We start from the raw sequence: 16,503 nt of genomic DNA, 5'->3' as shown, positions 1-16,503 counted from the left end.
CTTGTAGACAGAGTTCGTGATTGACCATTGACCACATCGCAAAGTACTTCGGAAACGCACTGCCAGTGGTTCGCTGGAGTCGACGACGCCGATTTCAAATCTCGACGTTGCCCCCACGGGTAACATCGAGATCCGATATCGATATCCGACAGTCGGTGAGGTGATGAAAGAATTCCAGCGGGCCGCTGTGCGACTTCACATTCTTCATCACGCTGCGCAGGAACCGATTTACGGGGCGTGGATGTCGGAAGAACTCGCTCATCACGGTTACAAGATCAGCCCGGGCACCTTGTATCCGACGCTGCACCGTCTTGAAGTCGACGGGCTTCTCGAATCGGAATCGATTGTCTCCGAAGGACGCAATCGCAGGGTGTACCGCGCCACGCAAGCCGGAGAGGCAGCTCTGGCCGAGGACCGTGCGTCCTTGGCGGAACTGGCACGTGAAGTGCTCGGCCCATCCTGGGCTGAGAACTGATCTCACCGAACAGGTTTCGTGGTCCTCTAACGTGCCGCGTAGAAGAGCGCGCCGATCGCGAGTACACCGATGCCAGCGGCGACTGATGCGGCTGGCAAGAATGCTGCCAGCACTATGCACCCGATTCCTCCGAGCGCCGGCACCACACGAGTGCGAGCGTGCGGTGACAACGTCCACGCGGACGCATTCGCGATCAGGTAGTACGCCAGTACTGCGAATGAGGAGAACCCGATCACCTCACGGACATCGACGGTGGCCGCGATGACGGCGACGACCACGCCGACGACCAACTCGGCGCGGTGGGGCACTCCGAACCGCGGATGAACCTGGGCCAGAGCGTGTGGCAGATACCCGTCTCGCGCCATCGCGAACGATGTTCGTGAGACCCCCAGCACCAGCGAGAGCAGTGAGCCGAGTGCTGCGATGACAGCGCCGACCCGCACGATCACCTCGAACTGGCCGAATCCCGCCGCCCGCACTGCCTGTGCCAGTGGATCGGTCGCCGCAGCGAGTCCTTCTGTGCCTAGTGCGCTCAAAACCGCGATCGCCACCACCGCGTACACGATTAGCGTGATGGTCAAGGCGATCGGGATGGCGCGCGGGATGGTGCGTTTCGGGTCGCGAACTTCCTCGCCGAGGGTGGCGATCCGTGCGTAGCCGGCGAACGCAAAGAAGAGCAGGCCGGCAGCCTGCATTACTCCGATGAAGGTCGCCGAATCATCTGTCGTGAACGGTGAGCGTGCGGTGGAAGCGCCGGTCAGAGACACGATCACCACGAGTGCGAGGACCGCCAGAACCACGGTCACGATGATTCGAGCCAGCATCGCCGACTTCTGCACACCCACGTAGTTCACACCGGTGATCACCAGCACTGCGGCGACTGCAACCGCATGCTCGTGGCCGGACCACGCATATGTGCCCACGGTCAACGCCATGGCCGCGCACGAGGCTGTCTTGCCGACGACGAATCCCCATCCTGCTAGATATCCCCAGAAGGGACCCAAGCGTTCGCGGCCGTAGACGTAGGTGCCGCCGGATTCCGGATACAGCGCAGCCAACCGTGCGGAGGACATCGCATTGCAATAGGCGATCACTGCTGCGGTGGCCAATGCGATCAGCAAACCACCGCGAGCTGCTGCGGCTGCTGGTCCGAGGGCTGCGAAGATTCCGGCGCCGATCATCGCGCCCAGCCCGATGATAACCGAATCGGTGACCCCGAGCCGACGTTGCAACGTCGGTGAATCACCTGCACGTGCAGACGACGGCGGCTTCTCGCTTTGCGATGACGTCACAACATCCACTTCTGTTGACCCTTATATCGTTTTCCGATATCGAGACTCGATAATAGTGGTGAAGGCGGCAGACTGGGCGGTTGGGAGATGTCCGGCTGGTGAACGATTGCTCCTCTGAACACGTCACTGTTACAGAGGAGTTTGGCGCGGGATCGGATTGCGCACTGCTCTCTTGTAACTCAGCTGAGCCGGTTCGCATCTACTGCGGTCAATGACCGCCAGTACACAAGCTCGGGTGCGTGCGAGTTCCTGCCGAAACCGGCGATGGAAGAACGGGTCTCGATCTCTGGCTATGGGTGACGGCCGACGCCGTCCACCTGCGTCCGGCGAATTGACACGTGGAAGACGGAACTCGCAGTAGGCGCTAACGCGCAGCTCGGGCTCCTGTCGTGGAGACGACGCGGCAACTGCCGTACGGGTGAGCGTCGGCGCATGTGGCGTTCGATCGCCGAATGCGCTCCCACTTCTGTAACCGTTCCGTAACCAGATTGGGAAGGGTGTGCTGTCGCGTTCCTGTCTTGGGAATCTGGGGTGGCCACCGTGCTGGGCTTGGACGAGGTGTACGCCAATCAGAGCCCCGCCGACAAGGTCGCTGCCGTGCGGGCCGAACGGGAACGCGCCGTGACCGTGATGGTCGGCGACGGCGTCAATGATGCCCCTGCTCTGGCTGCGGCCACGGGCGGCGTCGCGATGGGCGCCCGCGGTGCAACGGCCTCCTCCGAGGCCGCCGACATCGTGTTGACGACCGACCGTTTGGACAGGCTGGCCGACGCGATGGACATCGCACGTTGGTCACGGCGCATTGCGGTCCAAAGCGCGGTGGCGGGGATGGTGTTGTCCCTGCTGGCGATGGGTGTTGCCGCGGTCGGACTACTGCCGCCGGCGGCGGGGGCGTTTCTGCAGGAAGGCATCGATGTCGCGGTGATCCTCAATGCCCTGCGTGCGCTGCGAGGCAACCCTGCCGCCGGGATTGAGTTACCGGATGGCACCGAAGCGATGCTGCGCCGCTTTTCCGGCGAGCACGACCAACTACGCGACGCACTGACGCTGCTGCGTGATGCCGCCGACAATGTTTCTGCCGGGTCTGGCAAACCTGCGATCGATGCCTTGACCCGAGCGCAGAACTTTCTCACCGAACGACTATTGCCGCACGAGGACGCCGAACAGACCGAGCTGTATCCGGCGTTGGCGATGCCGCTGGGCAGCGCCGAGGCAACGGCCACAATGAGTCGAACCCACGCCGAGATCCACCGGCTGACCGACCGCATCGGCAACCACCTGCAACTGGCTCACGAGGCCGGCGGCATCCAACCCAGCCAGGTCGACGATCTGCGGGCCTGCCTCTACGGGCTGCATGCATTGCTGCACCTGCACTTCCTGCAAGAAGAAGAGAACTACTTCACTCTCGCCGACACCGAACTCCCCGAAGGGCGAAAGACAGCACTGACCGGGCGCGCCCCGTCGATATCTGGAGAAGGGTGCACGTGACATCGAAGAACGGGTTCCCTCAGTCCTCAGCCGACTGGAGTGTTCCCGATTTGATGGGCACGCTCAATTCCGGTAGCGCTGTTTGCGGTGCCCGGACCTCTGAGGCGGGAATTCCGTCCTGAGCTCCGGTGTTTGGCGGTGTTTCATGAACTATGTGCTCGCTTGGGTAGCGCCGTCGCAGACCAACCATCCGGTGACCCCAACGAGGTGTGGGATTGCATCGAAACTTGATGCTCTCGTCCGACTCGTTTCCGCTTTTCATGCAGTTGTTCCGATCTCTCCTTCTCGGTGTTCCTGGCCTGCACCCGGTATACCCCCTGGGGTACTTGACATACCCTGGGGGGTATATGGCAACCTGTAGTCAGCGCACTCCACAGGACAGGGAAGGTTGTTCGATGATCCTCGAGCAGTACTACATCGAGTGCCTCTCGCATGCGTCGTACATGATCGGTGACGAGAGCACCGGCCGTGCCATCGTGGTCGACCCGCGCCGCGACATCGCCGAATACCTCGAGGACGCAGCCCGCTACGGAATGACCATCGAGGGTGTCGTCAACACGCACTTTCATGCGGACTTCGTCTCCGGCCACCTCGAGTTGCTCGAGGCGACCGGTGCGTGGATCGGCTTCGGTGAAACCGCGGACACCGACTACCCGATTCGCCGACTGCGTCACGGCGAGCACCTGACGCTGGGGGAGGTGGACATCGAGATCCTCTCCACCCCAGGTCACACATGGGAGTCGATCAGTCTGCTGGTGCGGGAGAATTCAAATGCCGCGCCTTCCGCTGTGCTGACCGGGGACTCTCTGTTCATCGGCGACGTCGGTCGCCCCGACCTTGCAAACCTCGGCGACGGCACCAACACCGACCTGGCTCGGGCGATGTACCGCACAGTCCACGAGACGCTGCTGACCTTGCCCGATGAGGTGACCGTCATGCCGGCCCACGGCGCAGGATCGTCCTGCGGCAAGAACCTCTCGACCGAGTTGACCTCCACCATCGGCGAGCAACGCCGCACGAACCCGTCGGTGCAGCCGATGAGCGAAGACGCGTTCGTCGCTCTGGTCACCGACGGCCAGCCTGCGGTGCCGGAGTATTTCTCCACCGATGTCGCCCTGAACAAGTCGAATCGCGCACTCCTCGAACAAGACCGGCGTATTCCCGAACTCTCGCCGGGAGAGCTCCGGAGTGAAATGGACAGTGGAACACGTGTTCTCGATGCCCGCACCCCCGAGGACTTCGCGGCCGGGCATCTGCGGGGTTCGGTCAATGTCGGTTTCGACGGTAGATTCGCCGAAACCGGCGGCATGGTCGCCGATATCGGCGAGCGCATCGTACTCATCGCCAATCCGGGTGAGGAACAGGATGCGGCGATGCGTTTGGCGCGCATCGGATCCGACAACGCAGCCGGGTACCTCACCGTCGACGCCGACGGCACTTTCCCAGGCGCGCTCGCCGACCTTGTCCGCCCTGCGCTGCGCACCACGGTGTCCGAGCTCGAAGAGCTGCTGGACATGGATGCTGTCACGTTGATCGACATCCGTAACCCCGGCGAGCGCGACTTCGGTGTCATCGACGGCGCACAGTCGATTCCCCTCGCCCAGTTGCGTTCCCAACTCGCGGACCTGCCACGAAACAAGCCGATCGTCGTTCACTGCGCCGGCGGCTGGCGCTCGTCCGTCGCGGCATCACTGTTGCGGGCCGACGGCATCGAGAACGTCAGCGACCTGGTCGGCGGATACACGGCTTGGGCCGAACGCGCTGCCGAGTCCAACTGATTGACAACAACTTTCGTGCCCAGAACAGGGCACCGCACCCCTGACGAGGAGTTCCCACCATGTGTTACACCACGACATGTTCCTCCTGCTCCAAGACCACCTGGGCAGGATGCGGCCAGCACGCCGACCACGTCATGGCCGGCGTCCCGAAAGCGCAGCGCTGCACCTGCGCCCCTGCCGCAGCCGCTCCGCCCGGCTTCTTCCGCTCCCTCTTCGGACGCTGACCCGCCGCACCGGATGACCCGGCGCTCGCTCACGCTCGAACCCTTCACATCTTCAGGAGTCAACCAATGTCCAGTAACACCAAGGTCGGGGACGGCGTTTCGCCGATCTCACACGCGTCCGGCGGGGTACTCGGCCGCATGGGCGCATCGATGGCCGGCAACGCACAATGGGTGCTCGGCGTCTGGCTGATCGTGCTCATCGCACTCGGTGCCGCCGCACCGTCGGTGTTCAGTTCCCTCGCCGGCGCCGGATGGCAGGCCAACGGATCCGAATCCGTCCAGGTCCGCGAACTCGCGCAGGAACACTTCGGCGGCAACTCTTCCGCCGCGGTCCAGGTTGTCGTGCATTCCGACGACCGCACCGTCGACAGCCCCGACATGCAGCACACCCTCACCGAGGTCACCGATGTCTTCGCCGGGGACCCTCGCTTCGGTGCGATCGTCGCGCCCCAGCCGGGAATGTCCATCAGCCCCGACGGGCACACCGGAATTCTCATCGCCGGCGCCAACGCAAGCTCCGACGAGATGGTCAAGGCCGTCGACGATCTCAAGGGGGAGTTGACTGCCCTGTCCGGTGACGGCATCGAGGTCTATCCCACCGGTACTTCGGCACTGTGGAGTGATTTCAACAAAGCGAACCACGATGCGATGATTCAGGCCGAACTGTTCTCCTGGCCGGTCACCCTCGCGATCATGGTGCTCGCGTTCGGGTCCCTCGTCGCCGCAGGGCTCCCGTTGCTGTTGACTCTGGCCGGGCTCGTCGCCTCCGCAGGTGGCCTGGTCCTGCTCAACCAGGTCACTCCGATCTCGGTGTGGGCGATGAACTTTGCGATGATGTTCGCTCTCGCCCTCGGTATCGACTACGCCTTGTTCATCGTCTCCCGCTTCCGCGACGCGATACGCCATGCATCGTCGCCGCGGGCGGCGGTCGCGGAAACCATGGACACCGCGGGCAAGGCCGTCGTCCTGTCCGGAATCACGGTGCTCGTGAGCCTCTCTGCGGTCCTGCTGGTTCCGGCACCGGCCGTGCGGACGATGGCTATCGGCATCATGCTCGCCGTGTTCTTCGTCCTGCTCGCCTCGATGACTCTGTTGCCTGCCGTTCTCGGGAAACTCGGCACCAAGGTCAATGCTGGATCCCTGCCCTACGCCAAGCGTCAGGAACACCGCTCCCCGAAGTTCGCCGCCTGGGGCGAGCTGCTGCACAAGCACCCGTGGCCGTTCGCCATCGGTTCGCTCCTGGTACTGATCGCACTGTCGATCCCGGTGCTCGGGCTCAAGGTGGCGATGCCCTCCATCGCGGTTGTCCCCGCCGACGCCCCGGTCCGCCAGGGCTACGAACTCGTCCAAGCTCAGATGGGTGAGGGGGCGCCGGGCATGTTGCAGATCATCGCCCCCGCCGCGGAGGGCGCGCAGACAGCGCAGGCTGCTTCCGGAGTCGACGGCATCGCCATGGTGACGCCGCCGCAACCCGCACTCGATGGCAGCGACTTTGTGATGTTGCAGGCCATGCCTACCGTCGACCCGTCCGACGCACAGATGGGCACCATCCTCGACACCTTGCGTGCGGACCTTCCCTCGGGCGCTCTGGTGGGCGGCGCACCGGCGGAGAACCTCGATCTGCAGCAAGCGCTGAACGACTACCTCCCGCTGATCGTCGGCATCATCCTGGTTCTCGGGTTCCTGCTGCTCCTGGTGGCGCTGCAGGCGCCGTTGATCGCCATCCTCGGTACCGTGGTCAGCTTGCTCTCCACCGCCGCCGCATTCGGGGTCGCGAAGTTGATCTTCCAGGACGGGCACGGCGCGTCGTTGCTCGGTTTCACCCCGCAGGGGTTCCTCGACGGGTGGGGGCCGGTGTTCTTCTTCGCGATGATCTTTGCGATCGCGATGGACTACACCGTGTTCTTGTTGGCCACGGCGAAGGAGCATTACGAGCGCTCAGGTGATCCCAAGGTCGCGCACGTCGACGGCCTGGCTCATTCGGGGCGGGTGATCCTCGCCGCTGCCGCGGTGATGGTGGCCGTGTTCTTCACCTTCGCGCTCGCTGATCCGTTGCCGCCGAAGGAGATGGGCATCATTCTCGGTGTCGCTGTACTGCTCGACGCGGTCCTGATTCGGCTGATCCTGTTGCCGGTGCTCCTGCGGTTGACCGGGCATGCCGCGTGGTGGTCCCCGGCGTGGTTGCGAAAGGTATTGCCCAACATCAGTTTCTCGCACTGACAGGTTCGGATGGCGTGGTTCGGCCACTGTGACGCACAGATCTGCCGAACCACCCACCCGGATATACCCGTAGGGGTATATTTGAGGTTACTGATTCATCTTCGGAAGGAACTCCCATGGTCGGCGACGAGGACAGCATCGCATTGGTACTCAACCGGCTCCGCCGCGCGCACGGCCAGCTCGCCGGAGTGATCTCGATGATCGAACAGGGCCGGGACTGCAAGGACGTCGTCACTCAACTCGCTGCGGTCTCGCGGGCCCTGGACCGGGCCGGCTTCAAGATCGTCGCTACCGGGCTGCGTGAATGCATGACCGGCGGTACCGAGAACGGTAAGGAACCGATGACCGAAGCCGAACTCGAAAAGCTTTTCCTCGCGCTCGCCTGAGCCCGAGGCGGCGACCGCGGAACAACGAACGGAAAGGACGGCACCGACGGTTATGGCAGCTCTGCCACGGCACCACGGCTGGACCATCGAACGGATCGTTCCACTATTGGGCGGGATGGTCGTCCTGCTCAGTGTGGCGCTGACGCTCGCCTTCTCCATGTGGTGGCTGCTTCTCACCGTATTCGTCGCTGCGAATCTGCTGCTCTACAGCGCAGTGGGCTGGTGCCCGATGAGCCTGATACTCCAACGCCTCGGCATCCCGCGGCTCGGCACCCGCTGACCGATCCCAGACCCCCAATCCCCTGGAAAAAGGACGTAGATCATGCAACTCGCACTCACGGCCACCCTGAACACCACCTTCGACGACGCTGTCGAACGCACCCGTACAGCATTGTCCGAGCAAGGTTTCGGGATACTCACCGAGATCGACATGAAAGCGACCCTCAAAGCCAAGCTCGACGAGGACATGGAGGATTACCTCATCCTCGGCGCCTGCAACCCGCCGTTGGCACATCGAGCCGTCGGAGTCATGCGGCAGATCGGATTGCTACTGCCCTGCAACGTCGTCGTGCGCGCCGATCCCTCCGCCGAGAACACCGTCATCATCGATGCGATGAACCCCGCCCTCATGGCCGAGGTGACCGGCGAACCAGCACTGCAGTCCGTCGCCGACGAGGCGACCACCAGGCTGCAGGCAGCTCTCGATTCGCTTACCGCGCAGTAGAACCGAGCTCGAACAACTACCGGAGATCTCGAACACCGGTGAGCAGAAAGGGCGTCGATGACTCTCGCAATCGCACTCGCAGCCGGTGCAGTCATCGGTGTCCTGCTCGGACTCCTCGGCGGCGGCGGATCCATCCTCGCCGTACCGGTCCTGGTATTCGCACTGGGCCTCGACATCGACCAAGCAATCCCGATCTCACTGATCGTGGTCGGCGCCGCCTCGGCGGTGGGCGCGATCCCCAAAGTCCGCGCCCACCTCGTGCAGTGGCGACTGGCGGCGGTGTTCGCAGCCGCCGGCATCCCCGCAACCTTCCTCGGCAGCGCCCTGGGGCGAGTGCTCCCGCAGTCCGCCGTGATGATCGGGTTCGCCGCGGTCATGATCATCGCCGGTGCTCGTATGCTCGCCGACCGCGGCGATACCGGGACTGCCTGCAGCGTAGGGGATTCCGGCATCAACTGGCGCCGCTGCGCACCTCGCGCGATCCCCGCCGGCTTCGCGGTCGGTGTTCTGACGGGGCTCTTCGGTGTCGGCGGCGGATTCCTCATCATCCCCGCGTTGGTGCTCATGCTGGGCATCGATATGCAGATCGCGATCGGAACGTCGCTTCTGATCATCGTCGCGAACTCCGCCGCCGGCTTGATCTCACATCTCGGTAGCGGAGTCACCATCGACCTTGCCATCACGATCGGTTTTTCCGGCGCCGCGATCGTCGCGTCCTTGGTCGCAGGTCGGTTCGGTAACCGTGTCGATACCGGAAAACTTCAACACTGGTTCGCGTACCTGGTATTCGTTGTCGCCGCCTACATTCTGCTCGATACACTCGTGTTGAACCTCTGACCTCTCCACCCGAGAGAATCCTGGCCGTTTCAGGCTCCGGTGTTTCGTTGACACGATCGATGCACAGAAATCCGCCGTCCTGCTGTGCGCTGCGGCGGATAGACTTTGGTGATGCCCCGACCCGCGCGTGCGGTTCACATCCGATCGGGTTGTGGGGCGTTGTCGCTATCGGTGTCGGAGGAATGGTCGGTGGCGGGATTTTCGCTGTCCTTGGGCTGGCGGTACAAATAGCCCAAGGCGCCGCGCCGCTCGCGTTCCTCCTGGCAGGGCTGATCGCATTGCTGACCGCGAGATCGTATGCGCTGCTCTCGAAGTCGTACCCGAGCGGCGGCACGGTCACGTTCGTCAACCGCGCATTCGGCACCGGATTGTTCTCCGGCGGGATCAACGTGTTGCTGTGGCTGAGCTACATCGTCATGTTGGCCCTGTACTCTCAGGCGTTCGGAAGCTACGCCTCCACCTTTCTGCCACTGGACTATCGCAGCATCGGTAAACATATCTTTCTCACCGCGGCGGTCGTCCTCATCACCGTCCTCAACATCGCCGGCGCATCTGCGATCGCTGGCACCGAACGCTATGTCGTGGCTTTCAAGATCGCGATCTTGGTGTTGTTCGTCGCGGTCGGGCTGGCCGGTGTGTCCGCGTCGCGGGCGCCGCCGAGGACGTCGATGATCCCGGCCGCACCCTCACGAGGGCCTACTACATTTCGGTGTTGTTCGTGATCGTGCTGTACGTGCTCGTCGCTGTCGTCTCGGTGGGGGCAGTGCCGCTGGCGACCCTGATAGACGCGCGTGACTACGCGCTGGCCGAGGCCGCCCGTCCCGCACTCGGAGCAGTCGGATTCACGATGATCGCCGTCGCGGCGATGCTCTCGACCGTATCGGCGATCAACGCCACCCTGTACGGATCAGCTCGGATGATCTATGTCATCGCCAAATCGAGAGAACTACCTGCCCAACTCGAACGGCCCATCTGGAATCGTCCGATCGAAGGGTTGCTGATCACCTCCGGATCGACCGTCGTGCTCGCAAACGCGCTGGACCTCAACAGCATCTCCACCATGGGCAGCTCAGGTTTTCTCATCATCTTCGCCGTAGTGAACGCCGCTGAAGCTCGCACAGCGCGGTGGCGTGGATCGGCGCCGTGGATCTCCATCGCGGCGGCGACGGCATGTGCCGGCGCATTTGGCAGCTCTTCTCGCCGAGAGCGCTCTCGGCGCTGCGACCGTCCTTGCGGTCATGGTGGCGATGTCTTTCGGCATCGAAGCACTCTTCCGGCACGTCCGCGGTCCAACACCCCAACTCTGATTGTCGAGGTTCGGTTCGACTATCGCTGTTCGGCGATGGAAGTACGTGCGGTTGTGGATTCGGGTTTGTTAGGAGGTGAGGACCTGGTCGGTAGCGGTGATCCAGCGAATCCAGCCGCCCTGAAAGTTGGTTTGCCGGCCGTCGGGGACCTCGAGTTCGTCGGAGGTGGGGAGCCCGAATCGGCCACTCTCGAAGCCTTGGCGTCCCCATTCGTCGAAGATCGCCCCGTAGACGGGGTGAGTGCCGGCCTCTGAGAAGTAAATGTTGCCGTGTTCGAACCGGTTAAAGCGTCCCGAATCATCCGGCGTGCTCATCTCGCCGCTGGTAGGCCAGCCGACTCCGGAGGTCGGCCCACCGACCGCGGCGTACTTGTCACCGATTTGCCCGTACACTTCCCAGGCCCCGGTGACCTCCGTCCAATAGATGGCGCCGTCGGTGAAGCTCTGGGCTTGTCCACCGTCGCGTTCCTCTTCGCCGCCGATGCACCGGCCGAGCGGACTCTCTTCCCCGCCGATCGCAATATAGCGAGCGCCGATTGCCCCGTGGGGCAGACAACAGCTCGACCCATCGTCGGAGAACCATGAGCAGCCGCCCACCCCGATCAGCAGCGCCAGCACCGCCGTCGCCCGGATTCCGCGAATGATCACCATGGCGCATCGCCCCATTTATCGGTTGTCATTCGAGCATCCCACACCAGTTGGCGCTGGCACCAGGCTGAGGTGGAGGCGTGAGGCTTTCGTTGAGCGATTTAGCCGTGCGTAACCTCATCGTCAGATATATCCTGAAGGGTGGGCGAAGGGCGAGTTCACCCTCTGCTCCGGTAGATCCGGAGAGCAAGGAGAGCGCCGGCAAACCGATCACCACCGCCGCCAAACGAGCTCGGCTTCAGCGCCGCCGCGCTCCACAAGTGGGTTCGCCAAGATCAAGTCGGCCGGGCGAACGGCCAGGTATCACGACAACAGAATCGGCGCAGTTGTCGAAGGCAAACAAGCGCATTCGTCCAGCTCGAAGTAGAAGCGGACATCCTCCACACCGCTGCGACGCTGTTCGGGGAGAACCACCCGGCCCCAAAAGGATTCACCCGGTGATCGACACGCTCGTCGACGCCGGGCATCCGGTAAAGGTCTGTTGCAGGCTTCTCGGCGTCAGCAGCCCTGGCTACTACATGTACAAGATCCCCGACCGATGTCACCGACACGGATGCGCCTCCAGTGGCTCACAGGGCTTATCCGCGAAGTCCACGCAGCTTCGCGACAAACCTACGGGTCTCGACGTGTGCATGCGGAGCTCACACGCGGTACGGACATCGTGGTCAGCGAAAACCTCGTGGCCGAACTCATGAGGCTCGCCGGCATCGTCGGCTTGCCTGGTCCGGCGACGGTCAAACGGTTGAAGTTCGCGACAGCCGACGAACTCGTGTACCGGAAGTTTCATCGTCTCTCACAAAATGAGTTGTGGGTCAACGACATTACCGAACATCCAAGGGGCCGTGAGGGAAAACCACTAGCGGTCAACACGTACACCACATATCAGGGTTCAGGTTTTCGCGTTGGCCGAGGAGGTTGCAGTGCTTCGGTGTAGCGCTCGCGAAGTAGCATTGACAGTGTGTCCACCTTTGCCGGTTCGGACGCACGGCCCGCCGGGAACTGCCACACAGAAATCGGTGGGCCACCTGTGGACTGCACGCTTCGCCTGCCAGGCACAGTGCGCACCCATTCCGCCCGGTTGCTACTGACGAGCAACCGGGCGGACCACATCAATTCACGAACTGGCTGCCCTGGTGCCGTCACCCGCAGTCGAATAGGTGCTACCGAAAGCGTCCGTCAGCCGATAGAGATGAATAGCATTACCGCAGCGGCAATTCTGAGTGGTCAGTTCGGTCGCACAAGCCCACACCCGCCAGTCCGCTGGCGGGTGTGGGCACCCGCGTATCGTCGATGTTGAGGCCAGTTGTCGGACGGTATTGAGAGGGATGACTCGCCTCCAATCCCCGCCGACCTGCCCCTCCCGGGCCGACGGGCCCACATCCGCACAGTGCCTCCCCAGCAATGCATCGGGACTTCTGATGATCCGGGGAGCGTGTGTGCTGAACGCGTTGATCAAACAGCCAAGTGCCCGTTACCGGGCGACGACTGGTACCGGAAACCAGCTCTCCGTATATTTTCGGTGGCGGCATCACCCGGTCCCCAAACTTCGGGTATGGCGACGTCCCGCTGGCGCGATCTCCCCAGATCGTCGCTGGGGCACCACGAACGATGCGCCGCTTCCGCCTCGGTTCTCGGCGCACCCAGGGTTCACCGGCGTGCCGATCACACACTCGTCGGTGAACCCTGCACGCCGCCCGCATCGGCGCCGGATCGGGCTGTTAGTCCTTTATTTACCTTGTCGAACGCAACCCGCTAGACCAAACCTCTTGTGCTGTTTTAGGTTCGGTAGGTGGGGTTGGACATGAGGGGTCTGCTCGACACGGCAGGTGGGTCGTTGTGTGCTGTGTGCTCAGCGTCGACGGCGTTCGAGGAACCCCGGTCGATAAATATTGTCGGCCGGGGTTTCGATTCCGCTGCCCCCGGCTACCCATCTGGTGCGGCAAGGTAGTCATTCGAGTTCGGGGATGTCGCACACGACCTGCCTGCTGGCTGTCACTCGCCGGGGGTGGGTCGCCCCTCGTTGTGACCACGGGTGCCCGGGCTCGCGACTTCGTCCGCTCGCACGCAGCTTGCGTCGTTACGCTGACGTTCGTGATGCGTCGGCTGAAATTCATGGTGCCTGCAACTGTGGTGGTGTCCGCGACCGCCGTCGTTGTCTGGGCTGTGCGGGTGAGGCATCCGTCCGGTGCGCCGCGAGGGCACGGAAAAGTTCGGTGAACGTCGAAAGTCCTTGACCGGCAGCAATAAACACAACTCCGTTTTCCGGGTGCATCGAGTCGTTTCTTTACCTATCCCGTGATGGCGGCGGCGCGTTAGGCTCTCATATTGTCCGTCGTTGGGCAGAACCCCCCTACGAGTTCTGCCCAACGGCGGACCTTCCGACCTGCGTGTCCGTCTCCCCAGACTGCGGCGCGCAGACGCTCACTCGGCGTCCCCGACGGCACGCCGAGTGGGCACCCCCTGAATGCCTGCCTCTCTCGGCATCGGTCGGTATCAGGTCCGGCGGGTCACCTCGTCCTTCGGTAAAGTCGGCTGCGCTTTCCGATTGTCCATCGGGATGCACGCCTCACTCGTGCGCGGTCACACGTAGGCGGGCGAGGCACCCGACCGGCGTGCCGTCTCATTTGGTCTGCTGCGGCGCGCACGGACCGCCGAAGTGCGACTGGAATCGCCTCGGCGGTCCACCTGAACGATGCGCCCTTCCTTTGCAGGCTCAGACGCACGCCCCCGTGTGGGGGGTGCTCCCATCTGCAGTTCCACTTCGCTCACACGTGGCTGGCTGACTTCGATTCCGGCAGGGCGTTGCCTTGGTCCGCTCGATCGATAGTGGCCAGCGACTGGGCAGGCCACCGATGTTTGCACGTGAATAGTTGGGCCACCTTTCGTCAACTTCACCTCGGTTGGCAGACTTGAGAGCTGTGAAGCACCGAAATCCCGACCACAATCCGGAAATGACCGAGGCAGTCTTCCAATACGGCGCGGACGGCTACGAGCTGCCTGTCGACGAGGTAAAGCGCCTGATGTTGGATGTCGCGACCATCATGAACGGTCGGGGCACAGGTCTGGTTCGGGCGACGATAGAAGGATCTGAGAAAGTTTTCCTCATCTCGGCCGGAGCGCTTGTCACCTTCCATGTCCCGATCGGAACGGAGTACGAATACCAACACACGTCGTAGGCATTGTCGCCCCGTATTTTCCTGAGCGGCCGGGAGCACACAGGGAACGTCAGCGCGGCCGGGCGCGTGAAATGCAAAATGCCCCCGACCTCGATACCTGAGTTGCGGGAGTTGCCGCTGCCTCTCCTGCCGGGTCGCTCTTGCGGTAGCCGAGGTGCTCGTCCATCTCGCCTTCGAGCGCGCACTCCACGACCAGCCTGGTCAGTTTCGCCGGCAACCCGCCATCGCCGGTCAATGGCAGCCCTTCGGCTCGCGCCTGCTCGACCAGCTCTTTGATCCGCGCATCGCTGACGCCCGGCTGAACCGAGTTCGTCTGTGCCGCATGATCAATCACATCAGTCACAGTGGCGAATCGTCTTTCAGAGTTACACCGTTTGTTCTTGCAGTCCCCAAAACTCCGCAAGTTCTTTTGGGGCACCGGATTTGATGCGTGTGAGTGCCTCGAACATCGCCAAGTTCCCCACCCGAGGGCTCGGGTCTGCGTAGGCGGCGACAAGTCACTGATATATGTGTTCGGTGACCTCGACATCGTTGTGCTGCTCGTCCGCGAATACAGACTCGGTTCTTACTCTTTGTTTGTCGGTGCGCAACGTCTCGCGCGTCAGCGGATGCCGTACAACGGATCACCCCTGCGACCGCGGTGTCCGAGTGTGACCTTTGCGCGGCGCTTCGGTTCGCGGGATGCCGGCACGCGCTGTTTCCTCGACCGTGCGGATGGGTAGGACCATGGGTATGAAGCGGTGCACGCCGACGGTGTGTTGGAGGGCTGTCGGGCCAGGTGCCTGCGGTTAAGCAGTCAGCCGTAGGCGCCGCTCGTCATTCGGGTCTGCTTCTGCCATTTTGTGAGAAGTAGATGGTCGAATGCCAACTGTCGGGGTGGAAGGAGTCGGGCATGATCATCGTCGGGATTGTCGTGTTGATCGTCGGCTACTTGGCTGGAATTCCGATCCTGTGGACGTTCGGCATTGTTCTCGTGATTGTCGGAGCCATCCTTTTCGCCCTCGGTGCGGCTGGACGCGGGGTCGGTGGCAGGCGGCACTACTACTGAAGCCGTCGCGACGTTTGCTCCACCTTCCCTCGCAACCCTGTCCGATCTGATATCAGGTAAAGAGGTGCCGACGCCTCCACGATTGATGGTGGGTATCGCTTCGCCGCGGCGTTGCCGGCATGCCAAAGGGCGAGTCACTTCCGCCGCCAGAGACTTCGTCATCTGACACCAGACACTCGCGGCTGAGGAGCGGAACATGTTTGATCAGAACGCATCTCGAAAAAAATAGCAACGACGCTCGGGTCGGCGACGCCGGGGATCGAGGACACGCGGTGGGAACGGATCAGGATTCGAGACCGTCCGGTCGGATGTGGGTGCCGCGCAGTCGCGGCGCTGTCAGTGGAATTTTGCTGATTTTGCTCGGTCTCTGGGGAGCGCTCATTCCTTTTGTGGGGCAGTACTTCTCGTTTGCTTTCGTGCCGGATCAAGCATGGACGTGGACCTCCGGTAGGGGGTGGCTCGAGGTACTCCCGGGTGTGGTGACGGTGATCGGCGGGATTTTGCTGTTGTTCAGTGCGAATCGCGCTGTCGCCAGCCTCGGGGCGTGGATGGCGGTCGTCGGTGGCGCGTGGTTCGTCGTGGGCCCGGTACTGGCTCCGGTGCTGCATCTCGGGGAGCCCGGAACGCCCTCGGCGGCCGAAGTTGCGATCAAAACGGTGCAGCAGTTGGCATTTTTCGAGGGCCTCGGTGTCGTGATCCTGTTTCTCGGATCCTCTGCGGTCGGGCGGATGTCTCTGCGCAGCCACCGCGATGTACTACGCGCACAACGGCAGGTAGAGAACGAAAACGGATCTCCGGGGCCCGCGAGAACGGCGCCCACCTCGTGATCCCCACTATCGCCACCCTGCGCGAATGTCAGGATCGCAAGTCTCCGGCCGTGCTGGAGGCTGCCCTCGACCGT

At 62.9% G+C, this 16,503-nt stretch carries 14 protein-coding genes and 3 pseudogenes; 14 read left to right on the top strand and 3 right to left on the bottom strand.

The features are described from left to right. Window positions 1-163 precede the first annotated feature (163 nt). The gene (locus R4P65_RS29620; protein ID WP_024488189.1) at window positions 164-475 is read left to right on the top strand and encodes a PadR family transcriptional regulator; all 312 of its coding nucleotides are present in this window, start codon (window positions 164-166) and stop codon (window positions 473-475) included. A gap of 26 nt (window positions 476-501) precedes the next feature. Here the strand turns inward: R4P65_RS29620 and R4P65_RS29615 are convergent, their stop codons facing one another. Then, entirely contained in the window at window positions 502-1,656 is a 1,155-nt protein-coding gene (locus R4P65_RS29615) for an APC family permease (protein WP_411742601.1), read from the bottom strand. Window positions 1,657-2,298: 642 nt separating this feature from the next. Here R4P65_RS29615 and R4P65_RS29610 point away from each other — a divergent pair. The 9 genes and pseudogenes from R4P65_RS29610 to R4P65_RS29570 all read left to right on the top strand — a co-directional run. Beyond that, a pseudogene (locus R4P65_RS29610) lies at window positions 2,299-3,255 on the top strand (heavy metal translocating P-type ATPase); the annotation flags it as partial. A gap of 395 nt (window positions 3,256-3,650) precedes the next feature. Next, window positions 3,651-5,033 carry an MBL fold metallo-hydrolase gene (locus tag R4P65_RS29605; RefSeq protein WP_317829145.1) on the top strand — a complete coding sequence of 461 codons (1,383 nt, stop codon included), beginning with the start codon at window positions 3,651-3,653 and terminating at the stop codon, window positions 5,031-5,033. A gap of 59 nt (window positions 5,034-5,092) precedes the next feature. Next, window positions 5,093-5,257 (top strand): hypothetical protein, encoded by a 165-nt coding sequence (locus R4P65_RS29600; protein WP_317829144.1) that lies wholly within the window; start codon window positions 5,093-5,095, stop codon window positions 5,255-5,257. A 66-nt stretch (window positions 5,258-5,323) separates the two neighbouring features. After that, on the top strand, window positions 5,324-7,477 hold the full coding sequence (locus R4P65_RS29595) for an MMPL family transporter (RefSeq protein WP_317829143.1): 2,154 nt from the start codon (window positions 5,324-5,326) through the stop codon (window positions 7,475-7,477). A 116-nt stretch (window positions 7,478-7,593) separates the two neighbouring features. After that, window positions 7,594-7,863 carry a metal-sensitive transcriptional regulator gene (locus R4P65_RS29590; RefSeq protein WP_317829142.1) on the top strand — a complete coding sequence of 90 codons (270 nt, stop codon included), beginning with the start codon at window positions 7,594-7,596 and terminating at the stop codon, window positions 7,861-7,863. A 52-nt stretch (window positions 7,864-7,915) separates the two neighbouring features. After that, window positions 7,916-8,143, top strand: coding sequence for a DUF2892 domain-containing protein (locus R4P65_RS29585; RefSeq protein WP_317829141.1), 228 nt, complete (start codon window positions 7,916-7,918; stop codon window positions 8,141-8,143). Window positions 8,144-8,185: 42 nt separating this feature from the next. Continuing rightward, window positions 8,186-8,587 carry a DUF302 domain-containing protein gene (locus R4P65_RS29580; protein ID WP_317829140.1) on the top strand — a complete coding sequence of 134 codons (402 nt, stop codon included), beginning with the start codon at window positions 8,186-8,188 and terminating at the stop codon, window positions 8,585-8,587. Between the two features lie 57 nt (window positions 8,588-8,644). Next, entirely contained in the window at window positions 8,645-9,424 is a 780-nt protein-coding gene (locus tag R4P65_RS29575) for a sulfite exporter TauE/SafE family protein (protein ID WP_317829139.1), read from the top strand. Window positions 9,425-9,483: 59 nt separating this feature from the next. Continuing rightward, window positions 9,484-10,478, top strand: a pseudogene (locus tag R4P65_RS29570) (APC family permease); the annotation flags it as partial. Between the two features lie 321 nt (window positions 10,479-10,799). Here the strand turns inward: R4P65_RS29570 and R4P65_RS29565 are convergent. After that, entirely contained in the window at window positions 10,800-11,381 is a 582-nt protein-coding gene (locus tag R4P65_RS29565; protein ID WP_317829138.1) for a trehalose corynomycolyl transferase, read from the bottom strand. Between the two features lie 225 nt (window positions 11,382-11,606). On the opposite strand from R4P65_RS29565, the pseudogene R4P65_RS29560 reads away from it, so the two are divergent. Both R4P65_RS29560 and R4P65_RS29555 read left to right on the top strand, forming a co-directional pair. Continuing rightward, window positions 11,607-12,231 (top strand): annotated as a pseudogene (locus R4P65_RS29560) (IS3 family transposase); the annotation flags it as partial. A 2,098-nt stretch (window positions 12,232-14,329) separates the two neighbouring features. Next, entirely contained in the window at window positions 14,330-14,554 is a 225-nt protein-coding gene (locus R4P65_RS29555) for a hypothetical protein (RefSeq protein WP_162793467.1), read from the top strand. 49 nt (window positions 14,555-14,603) lie between these two features. Here the strand turns inward: R4P65_RS29555 and R4P65_RS29550 are convergent, their stop codons facing one another. After that, the gene (locus tag R4P65_RS29550) at window positions 14,604-14,897 is read right to left on the bottom strand and encodes a hypothetical protein (RefSeq protein WP_317829137.1); all 294 of its coding nucleotides are present in this window, start codon (window positions 14,895-14,897) and stop codon (window positions 14,604-14,606) included. A 549-nt stretch (window positions 14,898-15,446) separates the two neighbouring features. On the opposite strand from R4P65_RS29550, the gene R4P65_RS29545 reads away from it, so the two are divergent. Continuing rightward, complete coding sequence (locus R4P65_RS29545; protein WP_195849652.1) at window positions 15,447-15,602, top strand: hypothetical protein; 156 nt, start codon at window positions 15,447-15,449, stop codon at window positions 15,600-15,602. Between the two features lie 272 nt (window positions 15,603-15,874). Then, window positions 15,875-16,429, top strand: coding sequence for a hypothetical protein (locus R4P65_RS29540; protein ID WP_317829136.1), 555 nt, complete (start codon window positions 15,875-15,877; stop codon window positions 16,427-16,429). Window positions 16,430-16,503: the final 74 nt, after the last annotated feature.

This window comes from Rhodococcus sp. IEGM 1318, from assembly GCF_033142465.1.
Classification (GTDB): Bacteria; Actinomycetota; Actinomycetes; order Mycobacteriales; family Mycobacteriaceae; genus Rhodococcus_F; species Rhodococcus_F qingshengii_B.
Note: the sequence above shows the minus strand (reverse complement) of the source record. Positions and strands in the feature narration are given on the sequence as shown.

Excerpts from the sequence above, each read along its gene's own strand:
- R4P65_RS29555 (WP_162793467.1), top strand. The coding sequence starts at position 14,330 with ATGACCGAGGCAGTCTTCCAATACGGCGCGGACGGCTACGAGCTGCCT.
- R4P65_RS29615 (WP_411742601.1), bottom strand. The coding sequence starts at position 1,656 with ATGATCGGCGCCGGAATCTTCGCAGCCCTCGGACCAGCAGCCGCAGCA.
- R4P65_RS29580 (WP_317829140.1), top strand. The coding sequence starts at position 8,186 with ATGCAACTCGCACTCACGGCCACCCTGAACACCACCTTCGACGACGCT.
- R4P65_RS29620 (WP_024488189.1), top strand. The coding sequence starts at position 164 with ATGAAAGAATTCCAGCGGGCCGCTGTGCGACTTCACATTCTTCATCAC.
- R4P65_RS29600 (WP_317829144.1), top strand. The coding sequence starts at position 5,093 with ATGTGTTACACCACGACATGTTCCTCCTGCTCCAAGACCACCTGGGCA.
- R4P65_RS29565 (WP_317829138.1), bottom strand. The coding sequence starts at position 11,381 with ATGGTGATCATTCGCGGAATCCGGGCGACGGCGGTGCTGGCGCTGCTG.
- R4P65_RS29545 (WP_195849652.1), top strand. The coding sequence starts at position 15,447 with ATGATCATCGTCGGGATTGTCGTGTTGATCGTCGGCTACTTGGCTGGA.
- R4P65_RS29575 (WP_317829139.1), top strand. The coding sequence starts at position 8,645 with ATGACTCTCGCAATCGCACTCGCAGCCGGTGCAGTCATCGGTGTCCTG.
- R4P65_RS29585 (WP_317829141.1), top strand. The coding sequence starts at position 7,916 with ATGGCAGCTCTGCCACGGCACCACGGCTGGACCATCGAACGGATCGTT.
- R4P65_RS29595 (WP_317829143.1), top strand. The coding sequence starts at position 5,324 with ATGTCCAGTAACACCAAGGTCGGGGACGGCGTTTCGCCGATCTCACAC.
- R4P65_RS29605 (WP_317829145.1), top strand. The coding sequence starts at position 3,651 with ATGATCCTCGAGCAGTACTACATCGAGTGCCTCTCGCATGCGTCGTAC.
- R4P65_RS29590 (WP_317829142.1), top strand. The coding sequence starts at position 7,594 with ATGGTCGGCGACGAGGACAGCATCGCATTGGTACTCAACCGGCTCCGC.